General features: G+C 44.3%; 19 protein-coding genes. 15 read left to right on the plus strand and 4 right to left on the minus strand.

Going from position 1 to position 18,677, the window contains the following annotated elements:
• Window positions 1–479 precede the first annotated feature (479 nt).
• The 4 genes from QW597_06865 (at window position 480) to QW597_06880 (ending at window position 3,399) form a co-directional block, all read left to right on the plus strand.
• Complete coding sequence (locus QW597_06865; GenBank protein ID MEM0156299.1) at window positions 480–2,024, plus strand: oligosaccharide flippase family protein; 1,545 nt, start codon at window positions 480–482, stop codon at window positions 2,022–2,024.
• Window positions 2,025–2,076: 52 nt separating this feature from the next.
• Window positions 2,077–2,451 (plus strand): methionine-R-sulfoxide reductase, encoded by a 375-nt coding sequence (locus QW597_06870; GenBank protein MEM0156300.1) that lies wholly within the window; start codon window positions 2,077–2,079, stop codon window positions 2,449–2,451.
• A 2-nt stretch (window positions 2,452–2,453) separates the two neighbouring features.
• Window positions 2,454–2,993: a peptide-methionine (S)-S-oxide reductase MsrA gene (msrA, locus tag QW597_06875; protein ID MEM0156301.1), complete on the plus strand. Its 540-nt coding sequence runs from the start codon at window positions 2,454–2,456 to the stop codon at window positions 2,991–2,993.
• 124 nt (window positions 2,994–3,117) lie between these two features.
• The gene (locus QW597_06880; GenBank protein MEM0156302.1) at window positions 3,118–3,399 is read left to right on the plus strand and encodes a hypothetical protein; all 282 of its coding nucleotides are present in this window, start codon (window positions 3,118–3,120) and stop codon (window positions 3,397–3,399) included.
• On the opposite strand, the gene QW597_06885 is transcribed toward QW597_06880, so the two are convergent.
• Window positions 3,389–4,261: a fumarylacetoacetate hydrolase family protein gene (locus QW597_06885; GenBank protein ID MEM0156303.1), complete on the minus strand. Its 873-nt coding sequence runs from the start codon at window positions 4,259–4,261 to the stop codon at window positions 3,389–3,391. The genes QW597_06880 and QW597_06885 overlap by 11 nt on opposite strands.
• A 414-nt stretch (window positions 4,262–4,675) precedes the next feature.
• On the opposite strand from QW597_06885, the gene QW597_06890 reads away from it, so the two are divergent.
• The 6 genes from QW597_06890 to QW597_06915 all read left to right on the plus strand — a co-directional run bounded on the left by QW597_06890 (window position 4,676) and on the right by QW597_06915 (window position 12,718).
• On the plus strand, window positions 4,676–5,833 hold the full coding sequence (locus QW597_06890) for a citrate/2-methylcitrate synthase (protein MEM0156304.1): 1,158 nt from the start codon (window positions 4,676–4,678) through the stop codon (window positions 5,831–5,833).
• 128 nt (window positions 5,834–5,961) lie between these two features.
• Complete coding sequence (locus tag QW597_06895; protein MEM0156305.1) at window positions 5,962–7,116, plus strand: citrate synthase/methylcitrate synthase; 1,155 nt, start codon at window positions 5,962–5,964, stop codon at window positions 7,114–7,116.
• 63 nt (window positions 7,117–7,179) lie between these two features.
• The gene (locus QW597_06900) at window positions 7,180–7,950 is read left to right on the plus strand and encodes a hypothetical protein (GenBank protein MEM0156306.1); all 771 of its coding nucleotides are present in this window, start codon (window positions 7,180–7,182) and stop codon (window positions 7,948–7,950) included.
• Between the two features lie 39 nt (window positions 7,951–7,989).
• A complete protein-coding gene (locus QW597_06905; GenBank protein ID MEM0156307.1) occupies window positions 7,990–8,826 on the plus strand; it encodes a hypothetical protein in 837 nt (278 codons plus the stop codon).
• 72 nt (window positions 8,827–8,898) lie between these two features.
• A complete protein-coding gene (locus tag QW597_06910; GenBank protein ID MEM0156308.1) occupies window positions 8,899–10,527 on the plus strand; it encodes an ABC transporter permease subunit in 1,629 nt (542 codons plus the stop codon).
• Between the two features lie 316 nt (window positions 10,528–10,843).
• The gene (locus QW597_06915; protein MEM0156309.1) at window positions 10,844–12,718 is read left to right on the plus strand and encodes a phosphoenolpyruvate carboxykinase (GTP); all 1,875 of its coding nucleotides are present in this window, start codon (window positions 10,844–10,846) and stop codon (window positions 12,716–12,718) included.
• Between the two features lie 59 nt (window positions 12,719–12,777).
• On the opposite strand, the gene QW597_06920 is transcribed toward QW597_06915, so the two are convergent.
• Complete coding sequence (locus tag QW597_06920) at window positions 12,778–13,392, minus strand: MarC family protein (protein MEM0156310.1); 615 nt, start codon at window positions 13,390–13,392, stop codon at window positions 12,778–12,780.
• A 232-nt stretch (window positions 13,393–13,624) separates the two neighbouring features.
• On the opposite strand from QW597_06920, the gene QW597_06925 reads away from it, so the two are divergent.
• The 3 genes from QW597_06925 to QW597_06935 all read left to right on the plus strand — a co-directional run bounded on the left by QW597_06925 (window position 13,625) and on the right by QW597_06935 (window position 15,043).
• Window positions 13,625–14,248, plus strand: coding sequence for a DUF981 family protein (locus QW597_06925; GenBank protein MEM0156311.1), 624 nt, complete (start codon window positions 13,625–13,627; stop codon window positions 14,246–14,248).
• A 77-nt stretch (window positions 14,249–14,325) separates the two neighbouring features.
• The gene (locus QW597_06930) at window positions 14,326–14,688 is read left to right on the plus strand and encodes a hypothetical protein (protein ID MEM0156312.1); all 363 of its coding nucleotides are present in this window, start codon (window positions 14,326–14,328) and stop codon (window positions 14,686–14,688) included.
• A 97-nt stretch (window positions 14,689–14,785) separates the two neighbouring features.
• Window positions 14,786–15,043, plus strand: coding sequence for a PRC-barrel domain-containing protein (locus QW597_06935; GenBank protein ID MEM0156313.1), 258 nt, complete (start codon window positions 14,786–14,788; stop codon window positions 15,041–15,043).
• Between the two features lie 18 nt (window positions 15,044–15,061).
• Here QW597_06935 and prf1 read toward each other — a convergent pair whose 3' ends face one another.
• Window positions 15,062–16,309 (minus strand): peptide chain release factor aRF-1, encoded by a 1,248-nt coding sequence (prf1, locus tag QW597_06940; protein ID MEM0156314.1) that lies wholly within the window; start codon window positions 16,307–16,309, stop codon window positions 15,062–15,064.
• A 48-nt stretch (window positions 16,310–16,357) separates the two neighbouring features.
• Here prf1 and pyrH point away from each other — a divergent pair, with 48 nt between their 5' ends.
• On the plus strand, window positions 16,358–17,053 hold the full coding sequence (pyrH, locus tag QW597_06945) for a UMP kinase (protein MEM0156315.1): 696 nt from the start codon (window positions 16,358–16,360) through the stop codon (window positions 17,051–17,053).
• Between the two features lie 95 nt (window positions 17,054–17,148).
• Complete coding sequence (locus QW597_06950; protein MEM0156316.1) at window positions 17,149–17,697, plus strand: hypothetical protein; 549 nt, start codon at window positions 17,149–17,151, stop codon at window positions 17,695–17,697.
• A gap of 87 nt (window positions 17,698–17,784) precedes the next feature.
• On the opposite strand, the gene QW597_06955 is transcribed toward QW597_06950, so the two are convergent.
• Window positions 17,785–18,582, minus strand: a complete 798-nt coding sequence (locus tag QW597_06955) for a dienelactone hydrolase family protein (protein ID MEM0156317.1) — start codon at window positions 18,580–18,582, stop codon at window positions 17,785–17,787.
• Window positions 18,583–18,677 lie beyond the last annotated feature (95 nt).

Raw genomic sequence — 18,677 nt, forward strand, 5'->3', positions numbered from 1 at the left:
AATATAGTGCTTAATATAATTCAAGTCGCGAAATTCTTAACAAAAATGGAGATCGGCACCACTCTACATTTTTGTATTGTGTTAAACCTTAGAATGCACTACCACTTATGTATTTTTAATGTGAATCAAGATATCATATGTTCATACCTCTTTAAATATTCGTTATTTTATATACGCAAATAAATGCCGATTATACAAGGTGCCTAACATTTCCTGATGCGCTTAACCCATTTGATATAGTATTTTAGGACCGGACAAACAATCCTTGTATTGATCCAGATATGAATTCAACTAATTCTTAGATTTCCAATCTTTTTGATAATGAGTGTCCTTCAAAAACATGCATTTTTGACTGTTCCCTATATCCAGAAGAGAATTAACCTTGGCAAGAAATTGTGTATAAGCGAGCTAAAGGGAACAGAGCCATGTATATTGCCTTACCAATAAATTTATTTTTTTCAGTACTATTCAGACAGTTAATGGTTGTATTCTCTGGTGAACGGTCAACAGGCATAGACGCCATCTTTCAGTTTACTGGATCGGGAGTACAACTCTTTTCTGGCGCTTTGTTCTACTTGATCATTGTGAGGCTTTTCCAGACCGGCACCGTTGGGGCCATTGCCTTCTTTCTGGCAATAGTGGGGCTGTTCACAGTGGTATTTTCTTTCGGCTTGGGCACAGCAGCCCAACACTTTATAGCGTACCATATAGGGATAAAAGATTACGACGCGGCCAAGCGCACGATATACAAAATATTGATAATAGGAACTATCCTTGCAGGGATTGGAACGCTGACACTCATTCTGCTCAGCGATGAAGTTTCTGCCATTTTTCTTCACAGTTCCCAGTACTCCGGCCTGGTCAGGCTGCTCAGCATCGATCTTTTTGGTAACCTGTTGTTCGGTCTCTTTAATGGATCCCTTCTTGGACTGCAGAATTTTCGAAAATCTGCGCTAATCAACTCTATAATATGGGGGGTCTATTACTTTTCTGCCATTGGCCTTGCACTCTACCTTCGTGACCTTGAGTCAATCGTTATCGGGTGGATAATTGGAATATCCCTTGGCGTGCTTCTGGAGTTTATAGTTGTAATGAAATTCCTTGGAAAGTATACCGCACGCGCTAAAACCTCTGGAACACGCACAAACATGATAATGCTTTATTCTTTTCCCGTCCTTCTCTCTAGCCTGATCGGTTATGGAGCTTCATACGCTGACAGATTTATCGTTACGGGCCTTCTCTCCCTTTCCGCACTGGGGGTATATAATTTTGCCTTACTTGCTGCCAGCAGCGTCGGATTCATTGCGGTACCATTTAACAACATATTGCTCCCAAAATTCTCCCACCTTTTTGCCACTGGCAAGAGGACAGAGATCAGAGATCATGTGATAGCTTCATCACTTTTACTCTCGGCCCTGTACGTGCCCGCTGCGCTTGGCATTGCAGCGTTGTCCCCTGAGATCATATACCTGCTTGCTGGCAGCTCTTATACGGCCGGCGCTCTACCGCTGGCGATCATAATGGTTTTTTCCGCTGTTTTTGTTACTCAGAATATATACACCCAGGCAGTGGCATCCGTCCGGAAGACTTACCTTTTTGTTTTTGGAAGCATTGCGGCTTTGAGCACAAACATAGTAATCTCAATTCTTCTCATTCCGAGGTACGGACTTTTTGGAGCTTCCCTCGGATTTTCATCAGTCTATGCTGCAAATTTTGCTGCTATGGGGTTTTTTGCATTCAGGGAAAAAGTTGGGGGTGCGGATCTGATAGGTCTTGCAAAGATATGGATTGCTGCGGCCATAATGTTTGCAGTTGTGTGGCTTTTTTCAGAAGCACTGACTAAATTTGTAGGATTCAGTGAGTATTTCTTTGTCCTGTATATCGCCCTTGGGTTTCTCGTATATTCCTTTGTTGCACGATATATCAAGATTTTCAACAGAGAAGATCATGATCTGGTCATTTCAATGTTTCCAGAGAAATATTCACGAATTAGAAAACTTATTACAGTCGTAATGCTCCACTGAATTTTCATAAGGAACTTGTAGAATTTTAAATACCCAGAATTATTACAAAAACATGGAATGGAACAAGCTCTCCAGGGCTGAGGAGAGAGTAATAGTTTACAGGGAAACTGAAACCCCATTCAGCGGTGAATACGAAACTAATTTCAGGAAAGGGACATATGTATGCAGGAGGTGCGGGGCACCTCTTTACAGGTCGGAGAATAAATTTGATGCGCACTGTGGCTGGCCAAGTTTTGATCAAGAAATTAGTGGATCAGTAAAACGCCTGCCAGATCCAGACGGAATGAGGACAGAAATAAGGTGCTCAAAATGCGATGGTCACCTCGGCCATGTTTTCCTTGGGGAGGGTTTCACCGAAAGGAATGTCAGGCATTGCGTTAACTCTATTTCCATGAGATTTATCGCGGATAAGGAAGAAGGTGAATAAGTATGAACGAGACTATCTATCTTGCAGGAGGATGCTTCTGGTGTACTGAGGCCATATTCAACGAGATTGACGGTGTTGTTAATGTTGTGTCCGGTTATTCTGGGGGAACAATGACAGATCCTACCTATGAGGATGTCTGCACCGACAAAACTGGACATGCGGAAACGATTAGGGTCATATTTGATGACTCAAAAATTACCCTCAGAGATATACTGGAAATATTCTTCGAAACCCATGATCCAACTACGTTGAACAGGCAGGGCGAAGATGTTGGAACTCAATACAGGTCCGCGGTATTCTACACAAATGATGATCAGAGAAAACTTGTCACCAGCGTCATTAAAGAACTTACAGATAAGCACAGGTTTTCAAAGCCAATAGTAACCCAGGTGGAGAAGTTCACTTCGTTCTATCCCTCTGAGGACTATCACCACAATTATTTTGCCAGGAATGGGAATGCACCCTACTGCAGGTCGGTTATTTCTCCAAAGGTACAGAAATTCAGGAAGAATTTCAAAGACAGAATCAGAGTGAATCTCTGATCTGTCTTCCCCTGGCTTGGATTTAAAGATATTGCGTGACAAGCTAATGCACAGGCGCAAATGTCAGCCCTAGGATTAATAATAGACCGCCTAATTTGGAAATATGGCCCGCAGAAGGTCTAAAATGGGGAGAAGTGCTGTTGAGTCCAAGGCTATTGTGACCTTTGAGAGCATCTGCCGTCGTGACGGCGGGTACAACGTTGACGGCATGTTTGCAGAGGAATTGACTTTCACGGAAAATGAAATATACCTCTGGAACAGGAATGGCAATAGGCTCTCGATTATCGCTATTCTGCCATACAGCCTCTTCCTGGTGAGAAATGAAACGGGAGATTTGATTAGAGGCGAGATTCGAGTAAACAAACACCAAGCAAGCAATCCCCGAGGGGCCAGGGCTAGCGGATAAACCTGTTTGTCAACACTCCAAGTTTATCTATCTTTATCTCAACAACATCTCCATTCTTGATCCACACCTGTCTTTCCTCTGGCATCCCGAGGATTACACCCTCCGGAGTTCCTGTGGAAATCACGTCTCCTGGCTTCAGAGTCATGTACTTCGAAATATAGCTTATTATGTAACTGCAGCTGAAGATCATTTTTGAGGTATTCGAGTTCTGTCGCACTTCGCCGTTCAGTTTTGTTGTAATATTCAATCCCTGGGGATCTGGTATTTCATCGGCAGTAGTGATGTATGGCCCTGTTGCGAAGAATCCATCTATGGATTTTCCCATAAGCCACTGGCTTGTTCTGTACTGCATATCCCTAGCTGAAACATCGTTAGCAGGAAAATATCCAAAGATATGATCGAGGGCGTTTTCAGCACTAATGTTCCTTCCAGTTTTCCCAATAACAATTGCCAGTTCCCCCTCATAGTCCACCTTATTGACGGTGTCAGGCATTCGAATGTCTTCATTGTTCGCTGTGATGGCGTTGTTAAACTTGCTGAACACGGTCGGGAATTGCGGAACCTCCTTTCCGGTCTCCATTGCGTGGCTCCGGTAGTTCAGCCCGATACACAGTATCTTCTCAGGTGACCCAATAGGAGACAGGAACCTGACTTCATCCCTGCGCAGAACGTCCATTTTTCTTATCTCTGTGAGTGCGTGCTTCAGCTTTGCCAGAAGAACGCCGTTATTTACGAGATCGCGCATCGATAAGTCTTGTTTACCTATTGTTGTTCCAATCAGATCGGTTATTTTTAAAAGCCCGGAGGGTGTTTCAACTGCACATGCTTGCTTTCCGTCAAGGATTATTTCAGCTACCTTCATATGCAATAATCAAGTGGCCGGATAAATTCATTGCCCTTGTACACTAGAAATTAGGAAAGGCTTTTTCAATTGAGGTAACATTTTTGCACCTGGAGTTGTAAATGAAAGTACAAAAGGCATAATCTGGGTTTATTTCCTGGATGGTAAAAACCGTAAAGGACGTTATCCACCCTGTGACCGATGCATCATAATATTCATAACGAGTAATCAAGTTTATTTCCATACCAGTGAAAATGCTCGAATCTTTTCAGAAACAAGCGTGTGATTTCAAATCTTATACCTTGGAAAACAACTCTCTGCCAGCGTGACAGATTATGTCCGCGACGGCCGGCACAATATGGGCCACTTGTCTCTCATATCTAAGCCGCAAGGTTAATTAACGCAGGTCAAGTGATATTCTTATAGGTGTCTAAAATGCCAACTACAGAACAACAAGCTCCGCAGTTTGCCAGAGGACTGGAAGGAGTGATTGCAGCCGAAACAAAGATAGGCTTTGTGGATGGAACCCTGGGCAGACTTGTATACAGAGGTTTCGATATAACCACACTGGTTGAAAACTCAAGCTTTGAGGAAGTCTCATATCTATTGCTCTATGGTAAACTACCAAACAAGAAAGAATATACTGATTTTATCAAAAAACTGAAGAAATTAAGGATTCTGAAGAACGACGAATACGACCTTATCAGGCAGATAGCAGGGAAGGCACACCCTATGTCATCCCTGAGAACTGTTGTTTCGTACATAGGGGCAAAGGATTCAAGGTCTGTGGAGCCAACGGTTGAACAGCAGGAAGAACTTGGGCTTGAACTCATCGCAAAAATGCCAACGATTGTGGGTGCGATACATAGGATACATAAGGGTCATGAAATTGTAAAGCCCGACGACAGCCTCTCAATTTCCTCAGATTTCTTCTACCAATCACTTGGGAGGAAACCGAGTGACATAGAAGCAAAGATGCTGGATGCTGCCCTTATTCTGCACGCTGATCATGGAATGAACGCATCCACATTCTCTTCGATGCTTACAATTTCTACACTTTCCGACATGTACTCCGCAGTGACTTCAGCCATCGGCACTCTCAAGGGACCGCTGCATGGAGGCGCAAACGAGAAAGCCCTTGCTCTTATCAAGAAGGTTGGTGACCCGTCCAATGCAGAGAAAATCATTGGGCAAATGATAATCAATAAAGAAAAGATCATGGGATTCGGTCACCGCGTGTACAAGGTTTATGACCCCCGGGCGAAAATTCTGAGAGAATTTGCGGGAGAGATAACGAAGATGCACGGAACTCAGCGCCTCTTTGAAACTGCAAACAAAATTGAGGAAGTGATGATCTCCAAGCTCGGCAGCAGAGGAATCTTTCCGAACGTGGACTTTTACTCCGGAATACTGTACAGTTCCATTGGCTTCGACTCAGAAATATTCACACCGATCTTCGCCGTGAGCAGGATAACAGGATGGGTGGCAAGATCTCTGGAGTACGTGAGGGATAACAGGCTGTACAGGCCAAAGGCCCTATATACAGGAGAAAGTGGACCATTTCCATATGTTCCAATGGACGAAAGAGAGTAATTCAACTCATTCTTTTTTTGAGTGGTTTCGAACTATTTGTCCCCCAATGATTTGACAGTTGCCATATTCTTCATTATCAAGGGATGATCAGTCTAAAAGAATAAGTATGCTTGCGTTATTGTAGCACTATGACAGATTCTGAAATTGTAATCAATAAGGGGCTCGATGGTATCTATATTGCAGAGACAAAACTATGCAAGATAGACGGCATTAATGGAAAACTCTGGTACAGAGGATATCCCATTGAGACACTTGCGGAGAATTCAAATTACGAAGAGGTAGCTTTTCTTATCCTTTATGGTCACCTGCCTACAAAGCACGAATATGAGAATTTCGTCAGGAAACTTAAGGACGAAAGGGACATTCCGGAGGCGATAGAAGAAATCATAGCCGAGTTTTCGGGTCGATCAAATGCAAATGATATATTGCGTACCTGTGTTTCCCTTCTGCCAACTTACGATCCGGATATGGAAGACAAGGGTAAGGATGCCACGGAAGCCAGAGCAATTAAACTGATTGCAAAGATGCCAACGATCGTCGCCATGATCGGGAGATACATGCAGGGAAAGCCTGTTATCGCTCCTGATCCAGAAATTTCTCACAGCGCGAACTTCCTGTACATGCTCACTGGAAGGAAACCGGATAAAGAGTCGGCTAAACTCATCGACCTGATGTTCATCCTTCACGCCGAACATGGTAGTAACGCTTCAACATTCTCCACCTTGGTAACCGGGTCAACGCTTGCCGATGTGTATGCTGCGGTCGTGTCTGGCATATCAACCTTGAGGGGCCCCCTTCACGGTGGGGCAGATGAGGCTGCACTCAAGATGATAAAGGCCATCGGAGAACCTGATAATACGGAAAGTTACATTGAAGATGCCCTTGAAGGCAAGCAGAAGATCATGGGATTCGGGCACCGCGTTTACAAGGCTTATGATCCAAGGGCGAGGATCGTCTACAATTATCTTAAAATTTTCATGAAAAAAACGACAGATCCGGCTGTGGAAAGACTGCTGGAAATAGCACTGAGAGCAGAAAAGCTTATGGAAGAGAAGCTAAGCAAGACAAAGGGAATCTGGCCGAACATAGATTTCTTTGCTGGCCCGCTTTACGTCGGTATCGGTATACCACCTGAACTCTTCACTCCAATATTTGCGTCTTCCAGGTCCGTCGGATGGTGTGCACATCTCTTTGAATACTGGCAGAACAACAAACTATTCAGGCCGCTGGACAACTATACTGGAGAACTTGATCTTAAGTATATTCCCATTGAAAGAAGATAAGACACCCATTTTTTTATATTATTAAAGCCCAAACTATATTATAAGCAAGGGCTTTTCTAATTTATGGTACTAAGGTGCACTTACTGGATTCCTCACGGGGATGAACTGATTGACCTGCCAGATAAGGAGAGCAGGATTATGAGGCAGAAAATCTCCGAAGCGACTGCCCTTGACCGTTCCCCGGTGAGGGTTGTCATCTCACCCCACGGAATAGGACTGACAAAGAACATAGGCATAATAATGACGGAACACCTCCACGGCACGTACAGAATAAAGAAGGGGTTGATTACTGCAAGATACTCAAACGATCGAAAACTTGCAGAAATTATAGTAAACTCATTTCCGGAGTTCACCGAAAAAGTTACATTCGCATCCAGTTCTGGTCCAGTTTCCGTGTTTCCAGTAGACTTCGGAACCATAATTCCGCTGAAGTTCTTCAAACGTGGAGATATCGTGATGATTGGACAGCCAAGGATAAACAGAAAAGAAGTTCTCGTCAGATTTGGCAGGCAATTATTCAAATCCGTGTCTGAATACGAAAAGGAAGTTTCAGTTATTTTCAGCGCAGACATGGCTCATACCCACACAAAGGACGGGCCGTATGGCTTTTCGGAAGATGCTGCAAAGTACGACGAGATCGTTCAGGGCTATTTCAAGAACCAGACATTTTCAGAAGCAATGGACATCACAGATGCCATGATCGTCAACGCGAAGCCGGACAGCTACTGGAATCTGCTTATTTTGTCAGGATTCCTTGCTGAATCTGGTGAAAGGATGAAATTTGAAAATTATTATGTAGAACAGCATTTCGGGATGCTCTTTGCCCATACTTGAGTACGGTTAAATACGTTTCATTAATGAGCAGTTGAGACAGTGAAAACTTCAGTAAAGTACTTGGTGATCGTTTCCATTGCCGCGGTCCTTGTAGCGTCAGGAATCTACTTCCTGTCCAGCGTTCAGAATGGAAATTCCAGGGCTGAAAACCCGGAGAATTTTATACCTTCCGAGTCAGTTTTCTATGCCATGGTCTCCACTGGTAACACCTCATATTACCCATTCATTGTAAACGGTTCCTTAGGAGTTGTCGTGCACGCGCCTCTCGCGACAATTACATCCGGAACCGCTTCATCCAAGCTTAACCTATCTTCTCCTAAATTCTCCACAGGCACCTCCTACGATGGGTTCACGGTGTTCTCCATATCGAACGTGGACCTATTAACGGTCTTCAACTTGGGTATTAACAATTCCCTGATGCACCTCCTGACTCCGTTATTTAACTTGGGTTTCCTGTCATCCGTAAGGAATTCGACGATTTATGCTTCCAATCCTTCCTCAGCCGTTTCAGTGATTGGACAGCTTCAAGCCCTGCGCGCCTCTCTTAACTGTTTCACCGTTTCCAGCAGCATTCAAAGTGGGATGCTCGCAACCCCTGAGAACGCGAATATTTCCATGCATTATACCAACCATGGATCTGGGTTCAGTTCTCTGAGCCTAAATTTGACCAAGGACAACATAAGCATAAAGTTGGGGCTGGCCTCTCCATCTGTAACGATGGCTGTCTACGCTGCCAGCCTGGAAATTCACGTGAGTGGTCTGCGATTCGATCTGCTTTCACCCACAATGATTTTCATACTGATCACGAGCGAGAATCCTGCTGTAAGTACAGTTATCGGTGACCTGATCCATTATCTTGACGGTATAGCATTTTAACAGCAGTAATCATGTAATTTTCGGCGTCCAAATTTTATTTATTATATCTGCCCATACCCTTATGGTGAGACATTGCTGACCATCCAGCTCCTAGGGACAATCGCCCTCGCGATCCTTGTTACTTTCGTCAGGGTCGGAGCAATGCTTTTACTTTCCATCGTCATCAGCCTCATCTTTGGTATACTTGCTGCCCGCGTAAAAGCTGCTGAGGCGATTATAATATCCACAACAGACGTAATGGAAGCTGTTCCTGTGGTTTCGTTCTTTCCGATCATACTGAGTTTTTTTCTCTTCACCCTAAAGGGTGGAATTGGCGTCGAAATTTCAGCTGATTTCCTGATACTCACTGCTGTGATATGGAATCTTGTGCTTGGTGTGTACGAGGCAGTGGCAAGAATCCCCGAGGATTTTGAGAACGTAACAAAGGTTTACAGAATCGGCCTTCTAAACAGGATAAGGAGGGTGTACTATCCCATCGCTGTTCCAAATATAATTTCAAACATGATGCCGTCGTTCGCAAGCGCCCTTTTCTACATCACGTTCAGCGAAGTAATAACCGTCGGTATAAAGGATTATTCTGTTTTTGGGATAGGTTCCATTGCGTATTCCCTCACTGAATCTGGAAACTATTCCGCCATACTTATACTTGTGATCCTTGTCATAGTCGCGATCGCCCTAGTTTTCTACTTTGTAATATCACCCCTTATTGACTGGTCAAAGAAATACACAATGGAGTTTGTAACTTCTAATGACAGGAACGTGAAACGCAGGGAAACACGCGCCATCACCAATTACTTCGGCGAGAGGCTAGAAAGGATAATGATGTCTGCAGGGAATGTTATTTCAGGTGTGGGTTCAGTTCTTTCTCCCAGACGTTCCACCACCGAAAAAAAAAGGTACGCAATGTCAAAACGTCTAGTTAATGCACTTGTAGGGTTGCTGCTAGTTTCCACTATAGCCTTTGGGATTTATGAAGTCGCATTGGCAGGATTCTATGCAGCTTTTGTCACATATTTCATAACTCCTGCATTTCTTTCTACCGCGACCCTAGGTCTCGCCTTTGATTTTTTGAGGATCGGCATAACGTATGGGATTTCGATCATCACAATGGTGCCGTTAGCAATCTACCTGGGAAACCGGCAGAAAAGCGGAAAGAGTACAACTGCACTGATGCAAATAATGTATTCCATACCGATTCCAATCTTTGTGCCAACTCTAGTGGTTGTCGTTGTTCCGGCGCTTGCACCAGCAATGGGGTATGATCTGGCCCTTAACTTCGAGGTGCTCCTTGTCACCTATTTCTCGGCTGCGGCGTACATCTTTTTCAATGTCTATGGTGCAGTGGTTTCAATTCCGGAAGAATATAGGATGGTGGCAAAAACTCTGAAGCTCGGAAAGCTGCAGGAGATTAGGCGGCTAATTATCCCATCCATTATACCAAGCCTAATAACCGGTTCTATGGCGGCCATAGGAAGCTACTGGGGTGGTCTTTCGGTATCTGAATTTGTATCCATAAATGGCACCACATATTCTGTGAAACACGGTCTCATGGCTTCAATTGTCAGCGCACTAAATGCTGGTAACCTGCTGAAGACGGATGCCATAGATATTTTCATGGTTATAATCATCATGATAATGTCATTTGCCCTGTGGATCAGGTTATACAAGTACGCAAAAAAGAGATATTCTTTCTCCAACTGATTATGACTTAATCGCAGGTAACGGATTTGAATCGGCAGATCGTCAGGTGGTTCCACCTGAAGTGAATGGACTTTAATCGAGAATGATAATTTCCAGGTACATACGTACTTGTATTTGAAATTATTGTAATGTCGCACTCATTTTCATATAACACAAAGTCTCCGTTAACGTTTGCCATGCCAATGAATCACTGACTTTTCGGCTATTTTATTGCTGTTTATTCCTTTGTGTTCATCCAGGGACATCGTCGATTGCTTACTTTTCAACCAAAGGGATACCCTAAATATTAATATATCAAGAAAGATAAAGAATTGTTATGTTATCATTCAATAAGCAATATTTTATAAACCCCGAGGACGAGGATCTGTCACGCCTTCTTTCTGAGATTGAAAACAGCAAATCGCTTGGATTTCTTTCAAGGAAAAATCAGAAAGTCTACAACAGGGTCGTTCTAGCCATTATAGAAGCCGCTGAGATGACACGCCCACAACATATAAGAGTGGTTGGAGATTTCGAAAACGAGCTGGAGGAATTTATAAATATACTCATGGAGGAGGGTGCGCTTGAAAGGCTCAATCAGAGGATGTTCCCTGGTTGTTACCTATATAGAAGTGATCCAAATGACGTAGCCAGGACCGAGGGTAATACTTATATATGTACTTCTGGCAGCAAGGATGATGCAGGACCTACGAACAACTGGCTGCATACTGATGATGCAAAGAGCAGGATATATTCCATAATGAAAGATTCCATGGCTGGCAAGACCATGTTTGTCGTCCCTTACTGGCTTGGCCCAGAGGGGTCCAGTTACGGCGAGGCTGGGATAGAGATCACTGACAGTGTTTACGTTGTGGTGAATCTAATGATTATAACAAGGTCCGGGGAGAAAGCGATCAAGGAGCTTTTCAGGTCTAATGGATTTGTAATTGGCATTCACGCCACTGGGAATCTTGATCCCAACAACAGATATATCGCCCATTTCCCAGAAGAGAACCAGGGAGACGGGCTCATAATGAGTGTCAATACCAATTATGGCGGCAATGCGCTCCTTAGCAAAAAATGTCATGCCCTTAGGATTGCAACTTATAGGGGAAGGAAAGAGGGGTGGATGGCTGAGCATATGATGCTCATAGGAATAGAAGATCCTGCTGGGAAGACTACTTACATATCTGGAGCTTTCCCAAGTTCCAGCGGCAAGACCAACCTTTCGATGCTTGATCCGCCGCATGCATTCAAGAAGGAGGGGTGGAAAACGTATCTCATAAGCGATGACATAATCTGGATGCACGAGAGGGACGGGAGGCTCCACGCCATGAACCCGGAAAGCGGATTCTTTGGAGTTGCTCCACACACCAGCAAACTGACCAACCCAAACGCAATGGATGCTATTGCCAGAAACACCATCTTCACGAATGTAGCAGTGGACAGCGAAGGCATACCCTTCTGGGAAGGCATGAGAGATCCGCCTGCAGACCTTGTGGACTGGAAAGGCGAAAAATACAGCGGACAAGGAACGGCTGCCCATCCCAATTCAAGATTCACCACGCCGATTTCGAATTACAGGTTTCTTTCTCCGGAGTATGACAACCCGGACGGCGTAAAGGTCTCTGCCTTCCTATTCGGAGGCAGAAGAAAGGATCTGATCCCGCTCGTATACCAGGCCTATTCTTGGAATGCAGGAGTGCTCATTGGAGCGATGCAGAGAGTGGAGACAACTGCTGCGACAACTGGTTCTGTTGGTGTGTTGAGAAATGACCCCATGGCCAATCGCCCCTTTGTGGGCTACAACATGGCAGATTATTTCAGGCATTACATTGAAATGGGAAGAAAACTCAAAGAACCCCCTCAAATATTTAACGTCAACTGGTTCAGAAAGGGGACGGATGGCAAGTACTTGTGGCCCGGATACTCTCATAACATGTATGTCGTAAAGTGGATCCTTGACAGAGTTAACGGACAAGGAGACTTTATCAAGACACCAATAGGGTACCTCCCGGACCCTGAGAAATTTGATGCTGGAGGTGCACCCACAGAAACGCTCAGGCAAATCCTTTCTGTTGACAACAAAGGGTTCCTGGCGGAACTGGAAGAGGTGCGGCCTTTCTTTGAGTCATTCGGATCGCGTTTCCCGGAAGAACTGTGGAAGGAGTTTGACGATCTTTCCAGCAGGCTGGAGAAGTCTAACCAGTAACCTTCTCAGGCAAATTCATTCGGATGTCCTCAGGCGTTGGTTTAGCCTTTACGATGTGTCTATGGGAGACCAAGGGTGATCAGGGCATTGAGGAAATACTGTATGGCAAAACCGGCAACGATGAGACCGAATATCCTGGTTGTAGCCTTCATTACCTTCTCTCCAATGACCTTGAGGATTGGATCCGAGAATCTGAAAAATACATATACCATTGCGAAAATGATCAGAACCGAAATGATTGTGAATACCCAGTCGGGGAAGAACGGCCCCTTTGTAAGTATAATCACGAGCGAGATTGCTCCCGGGCCAGCAAGCAACGGAGTTGCAAAAGGGACTATTCCGACATCAAGTTCTTCAATATTACCACCAGCTGACTTTGGCTTGTCCCCTTCCCTGACCATTTCAATACCCATAATAAGCAGAATAAGACCTCCGGCGAATTCCAGAGCCACTATGGATATGCCAAAGAACTCGATAATATAATTTCCCAAGACCACGAAAAACAGCAATATTATGGCTCCATAAATAATAGCATCCTTTGTTATCAAACTTCTCTTCTGCTGCGTAATTCCAGCGGTCATTGACATGAAAAGCACCAGACTCCCAAACGGATCAATAACCACAAATAGAGGCATGAATATCTTCAGGAATTCCACTAGTATGGAAGAGACCATGTTGACCCTTATAATCAGGTACTATTCAAAGGGATGCATTCGATTTTAATCACGATTTTGAACCTGAACCAGTCATATTCCGCCATTTCGCTTACATCGCGGAAAGATGGCTACACCATTGAACATGGTCAGCAGGTCGTTATTGCGTAAAAGGGTATTCTAATGAAGAATGACAATTATGTAATAGAGAAAACTTATTTATTCCATTATTAGATAACGGCGATGATATAAAATGCCATTCATAGATGATCTGGCTCTTGAACTAGTATCGCTTGCGATGCTAAGTGGCATAGTTGCGTACGTTACTGGTCTTGCCTACCTAGAATACAGGAAAGATGGGCCAAAAAACGTAGAAAATACTCTTAGGCTTGCCGTATTTCCCCTTGGATTTCTTGGAGCCGTTATCACGGTCCTTGCTCTTTGGCAGGAAATGACGTGGCCATTTCCAGGTGGATCTAGCCTCTATAATATTGCTTTCAGCGATACTTACCTCGTTTTGGGTATAATAGCACTGGCAGTTGCGCTCAGCCTCGCGCTAAGACAGAAGCTTCAGCTTGTTGGTTTTTTGGCCCTTCTTGGGGGAATAATGGCCATCTATTATGGCTCAGTCATTTACCATTATGGCTACACGCAGAGCCCTATTGCTACCCTCGGAATGTATGTTGCTTTCGGAATTGCGGGAATTCTTACCTATCCTGCGACTTATGCCTTTGACAGCATGCAAGCTGGGAAGAAGCCGAGTATGTACTTTGGGATCGCGCTTATTCTTTTCTGGCTGTTCTTCATATTTGCAGCAGTGATGGCGGGGATCATTGGAGTTCCAGCAGTATTGCAGCACCTAGGTAGCCCACCATAATTTTTCTATCATTTTATTTTTTTAGATGCCTGTTTTATATCTTGAATCCATGTGCACTGGTGCGACTTAGCAGAACTTTGTCATGGCTTCTTTACGCTTCGGGCGTTGTCATATTGGTGGGTGCCGCAATCCTGAGAATTGCAAACCTTGTGCCAGCATTCCTGACATACGGTACAGTGTTAGCCGCTATTGTTGTTTTTGTTACTGCCTTTTTTGTTAACCGTCAAAATAATTATGCTGAATTTTTCGGCGTGCTGCTTGGGATAATCTCAATAATTGTGACTTCGAATCCTGCACATTTATCTGCTCTTCTCCAATTCGGGAGAACAGCAGTGATATCTGCAGCCGATATAACCATGATACTTGGCTTTTACCTGCTCCCCATAACTTATATTGCCCTCTATGTAGGTGGAAAACATCACAGACTGGAGCCGGATTAATATAAATTTACAATCAAAGAATGGATCTGAAGATCGGGGTTACAACACATAGCACCCTGTGTAAAGATTAAATTACTCCTTTGTCTATATTGGATCGATGAGGAAATTCGCCTCTGATCTTATGGGAAAGAATGTTGTATCCACTGATGGTACCATTATAGGCGAAATCGAGAATCTAGTCATAGATCTTGACACCGGGAGTGTCAAGAATTTTTTGGTGAAACCAGTAGGCACAGTTACCGCCACTTTCAAAAAGGATGGCAAGGGCAGGTATATTATCCCCCTGAATACGATAAAGTCGGCAAAGGATGTGTTTCTTCTGGATTCCGTGCCGTCGAAGACTGTTAACCCCTGATCCATGCAGTTTTCAGCGCTACTGTACCTGGGTTTCCTTTGGAACGTACCTGAGTATTCCTGCTATACCACCGAAGGCTCTTTCCAGAAGTTTTCCTTCCTCGCTTGTATCCGATATGATCTCTATCTTGGCACCAGAAGCTTCGGCCAGCTTGAAAATATACTCCAGGAAGTCCTCCTTCTGAACGAACTCCATCTGACTACCGCATTTTTCGCAGTTGACTGATTCTATTTTGCTAGCGATGAAAGTTTCCTTTTCATTGCCGCAGGTAGGGCATTTTAGTTTAACATGTGATTTATCAAGGTCCTCGGACACGAGCAGCAGGTCTATGGTCTTTGCCCTCAGGGCGGATAAAACATTCGATTCCCCGTAGACGCCGAGCCCGCCGTCAGATTTCTTAATTTCCAGCATAAACCGGTTCATAAGGTCTTTCTCCCGGGATATTTTCATGTCCTTTATGTTGGCGGAGGCTTTTTCTACAAGTTCTCTGAGTCCAGATTCGTCCGTATAACCAATATCGAAGAGATCATTCACCTTGCTCTTCAACTCGTTCCTAAGAAATTCCCTTTCAAAGAAGTAATTCTTGGTAGAGCCGGGCCCACCTATGAAAATTGCCTTCATCTCCCTTATGTATGGCATGAAGGCTTCATTCGCGATCTCCCCCACTTTCTTGAAAAATTCATGCGCGGCGATTTCTATAAGCCTCTCATATCGCCTCGAGGACTGCCCGCCCTGATGATGCTTGCTTGGAACTAGCGATTGTTCATTGGTTACAACACTTATGTTGGTACCGCTGAGCATCCCCACGGTTGCCTCCTTCCTGTCCATCACTATCAGGCCGTATATTTCCTTCTCACCCAGCTGCGTCTGTAGTTGCTCCAGATGGAAAACTGAATCACATTTGTACATGAATGTCTGGAAAGGTTCCGGGGGTTCCACAATTTTTGTGTACATCTCTGTCTGGTCTCCCCTGGTTGCAACGTGGCCTACGAAGAACACAAGTCCCGTTTCAGGCGGTGTTTTATAATATTTCAACCTCGACATAATGGATTCAATGGCCGCAAGCACATTCTTGCGCGTGGACTTTGACTTTATGTTTGAAGACGTGGAGTACTCTTCCCTTAGATACTGGACAACATCAGAGATCTGCTTGTCCGGTGGTATGTACAGCGAGATCAGCTCCGTACCTCTCCCGTGAAGTTTATTCAACTCATTGAGTGCTTTCTTGAATTCGTATCTCCTGATCTGGGTTTCGCTGTCGTCCATCTGCTGAGAAAATTTATAATCGTATATAATCTTAATCTAAGGAAAGATATGGAATCATTGGTAATATCACTGGGAGGATCGATTGTGTATGGGGACTCCCTAAACATGAATTTCCTGAAGAAGTTCTCCGAGGTCATCGAGAAGCTAGAGACCTATGATCGGATCGGAATTGTGGTTGGCGGTGGCAGGTTGGCGAGAATGTACATTGGGGAACTGAAGAAATTCAATGTCAATGACAACGTGCTGGACGAGATAGGGATAAACGCTACAAGGATGAATGCCCTTGCCGCGGCTTCGTTCCTGACCAACGTCAATACGAAGATCCCTACAACCGTTAACGATGCAGCTGAACTGTCCCACTTTTACAGGCATGTCGTGATGGGAGGCACCGAACCGGGGCATACCACCGATACAGTTTCCGTTCTTCTTGCCGAAAGAATTGGCGCCCGTGAGGTCATAAATGCCACTTCCGTGGACGGAGTGTATTCAAGTGATCCAAAAAAAATTCCTGATGCCAGGAAATTCAGGAAACTGGACTACGACAAGGCGATTGAACTTTCCATATATGCCTCCATTGGAGCAGGACCTAATGTTTTCATGGATATCACCTCGCTTAACATAGCCAAAAGGTCAGGGATCAGGATACATGTTGTGAATGGCCTAAATCTTGAGGTATACGGAACCATAGCTAGGGGCGCAGATCATGATGGGACCGTGATAGCACATTTTCCAGAGAAAAAGTGATGGAAATTTCCCGGGAAGAAAATGTTGCAAATGGTAAATACGCGTTTGTCCTTATCTCATGAGAAAATACATATGAAAGCAGAGGGACGCAGCTTATGAAAATCGTTTCGTACATAGGAAAGAGCCATGACAAGGTCATTGGTTATTCCAGGAGTGATCTTGCAAAGACCATTGCCGCGATGAAACCAACCGACATCATATTCACTTACCTGTCAAAAGAGGATTTTGAGAACAGGAAATACGGATGCGAGGTTTCAGTCCTGCTTTCCGAAGACGACATGAAATCCAAGATAAGATTGGCGGGGATTGACCATGAATTTAGCTCCACCACCGAAAAGGTGAAGCTGACTGCAGAAGATGTTGTCAGGAAAAATATAGTAGATATGATATACAGCACAATATATGCATATCTTGAAGGTTACTGGAAAGACTACGATACGGTAAATTCTGAGGTTACAGATGCGCTGTTCAGGGCAAGGCGCTTATTTGTCTCACAGTCTGGAGGAAATCAGGAGGATGCAAAATGGGAGGAATACCACGAGAAGATACTTTCCAACGTAAACAGGATGTCCCTCGGAGACAACCCTGTCCTTGTAGTTCCCGTTGAAAGCGCGTTCTGGTTCAAGGATAACCTCAAGACTTAGTTTTTTCCTCCTTCTTATTTTGCCTCTCCGTAATCGCTACCCAAGTAAGGAAACATCCGTCAAGGATCCCCTCCTCCCTCCTGGATGTCATTGTTTCCCTCCAAGTATCTTGTTAAAAAATCTGGCGGTGCGCTCCCAGGCATCTTTTGAGGCGGGTTCGTTATAACTCATTCCAGTATGGTTGAAGAACGCGTGATACGTACCAGGGTAAAGTTTCATTTCCCATTCCTTCTTATGCTTCAGCACTGCCTTCATCAAATCAGGCAGACCATCATTAATACCACTGTCTTCACCCGCATAGATGCCAAGTATGGTGCCCTTAATGTTTCCCAGAGCCTCAAGGTTTTTTGGGTTCGCGCCATAATATATAGCGGAAGCGTCAATAGGGATCTGTGTGGATAGCTCGAAGGCTAGGCCGCCACCCATGCAAAACCCGATGACGCCGCGTTTCCCGTTGTATCCCAGCGACTCCATGTGGCTGACAAGTTTCTTCAGATCAGCGATCATCTGATCCTCAAGCTTTGCCCGGTTGAACATAAGCTGGCTAACAACTTCCTTTGCATTATCCGAAAGCCTTGACATGACTTTCTCAATTTCTTTTTCATCTCTCCGTTTCTCCGGAGAGAGTGCCCAGAATGGCTGCATTGCCTCCATTATGATCTCCTGTGTAAATTTTCCCTTCTGCGCCTTCCGGGAATAGAGATCGGGAGCCACGGCTGCATAGCCCAGGTCGGTAATTCTTCGTACTACGGATCTTATAAAGTCTGTGAGTCCCCAAATCTCCTGAATGACCAGTACAAAATTTTTTCCCTCGTTTTGCGGAGTGGCGAGGAAAGCGTCCATCTCCTCCTTTTTTCCGTTGTCGAATTTAATCATTTTTTCCATATTTAACCACTAAATAGTGCTTAGTAAAAATTACATAAAAATATATTGGGTATATCAGGTAATAAATAATGCCTGATCCGAGAAAAGTGGAATAT

Source organism: Thermoplasmataceae archaeon (genome assembly GCA_038729425.1).
Taxonomy (GTDB): Archaea; Thermoplasmatota; Thermoplasmata; order Thermoplasmatales; family Thermoplasmataceae; genus B-DKE.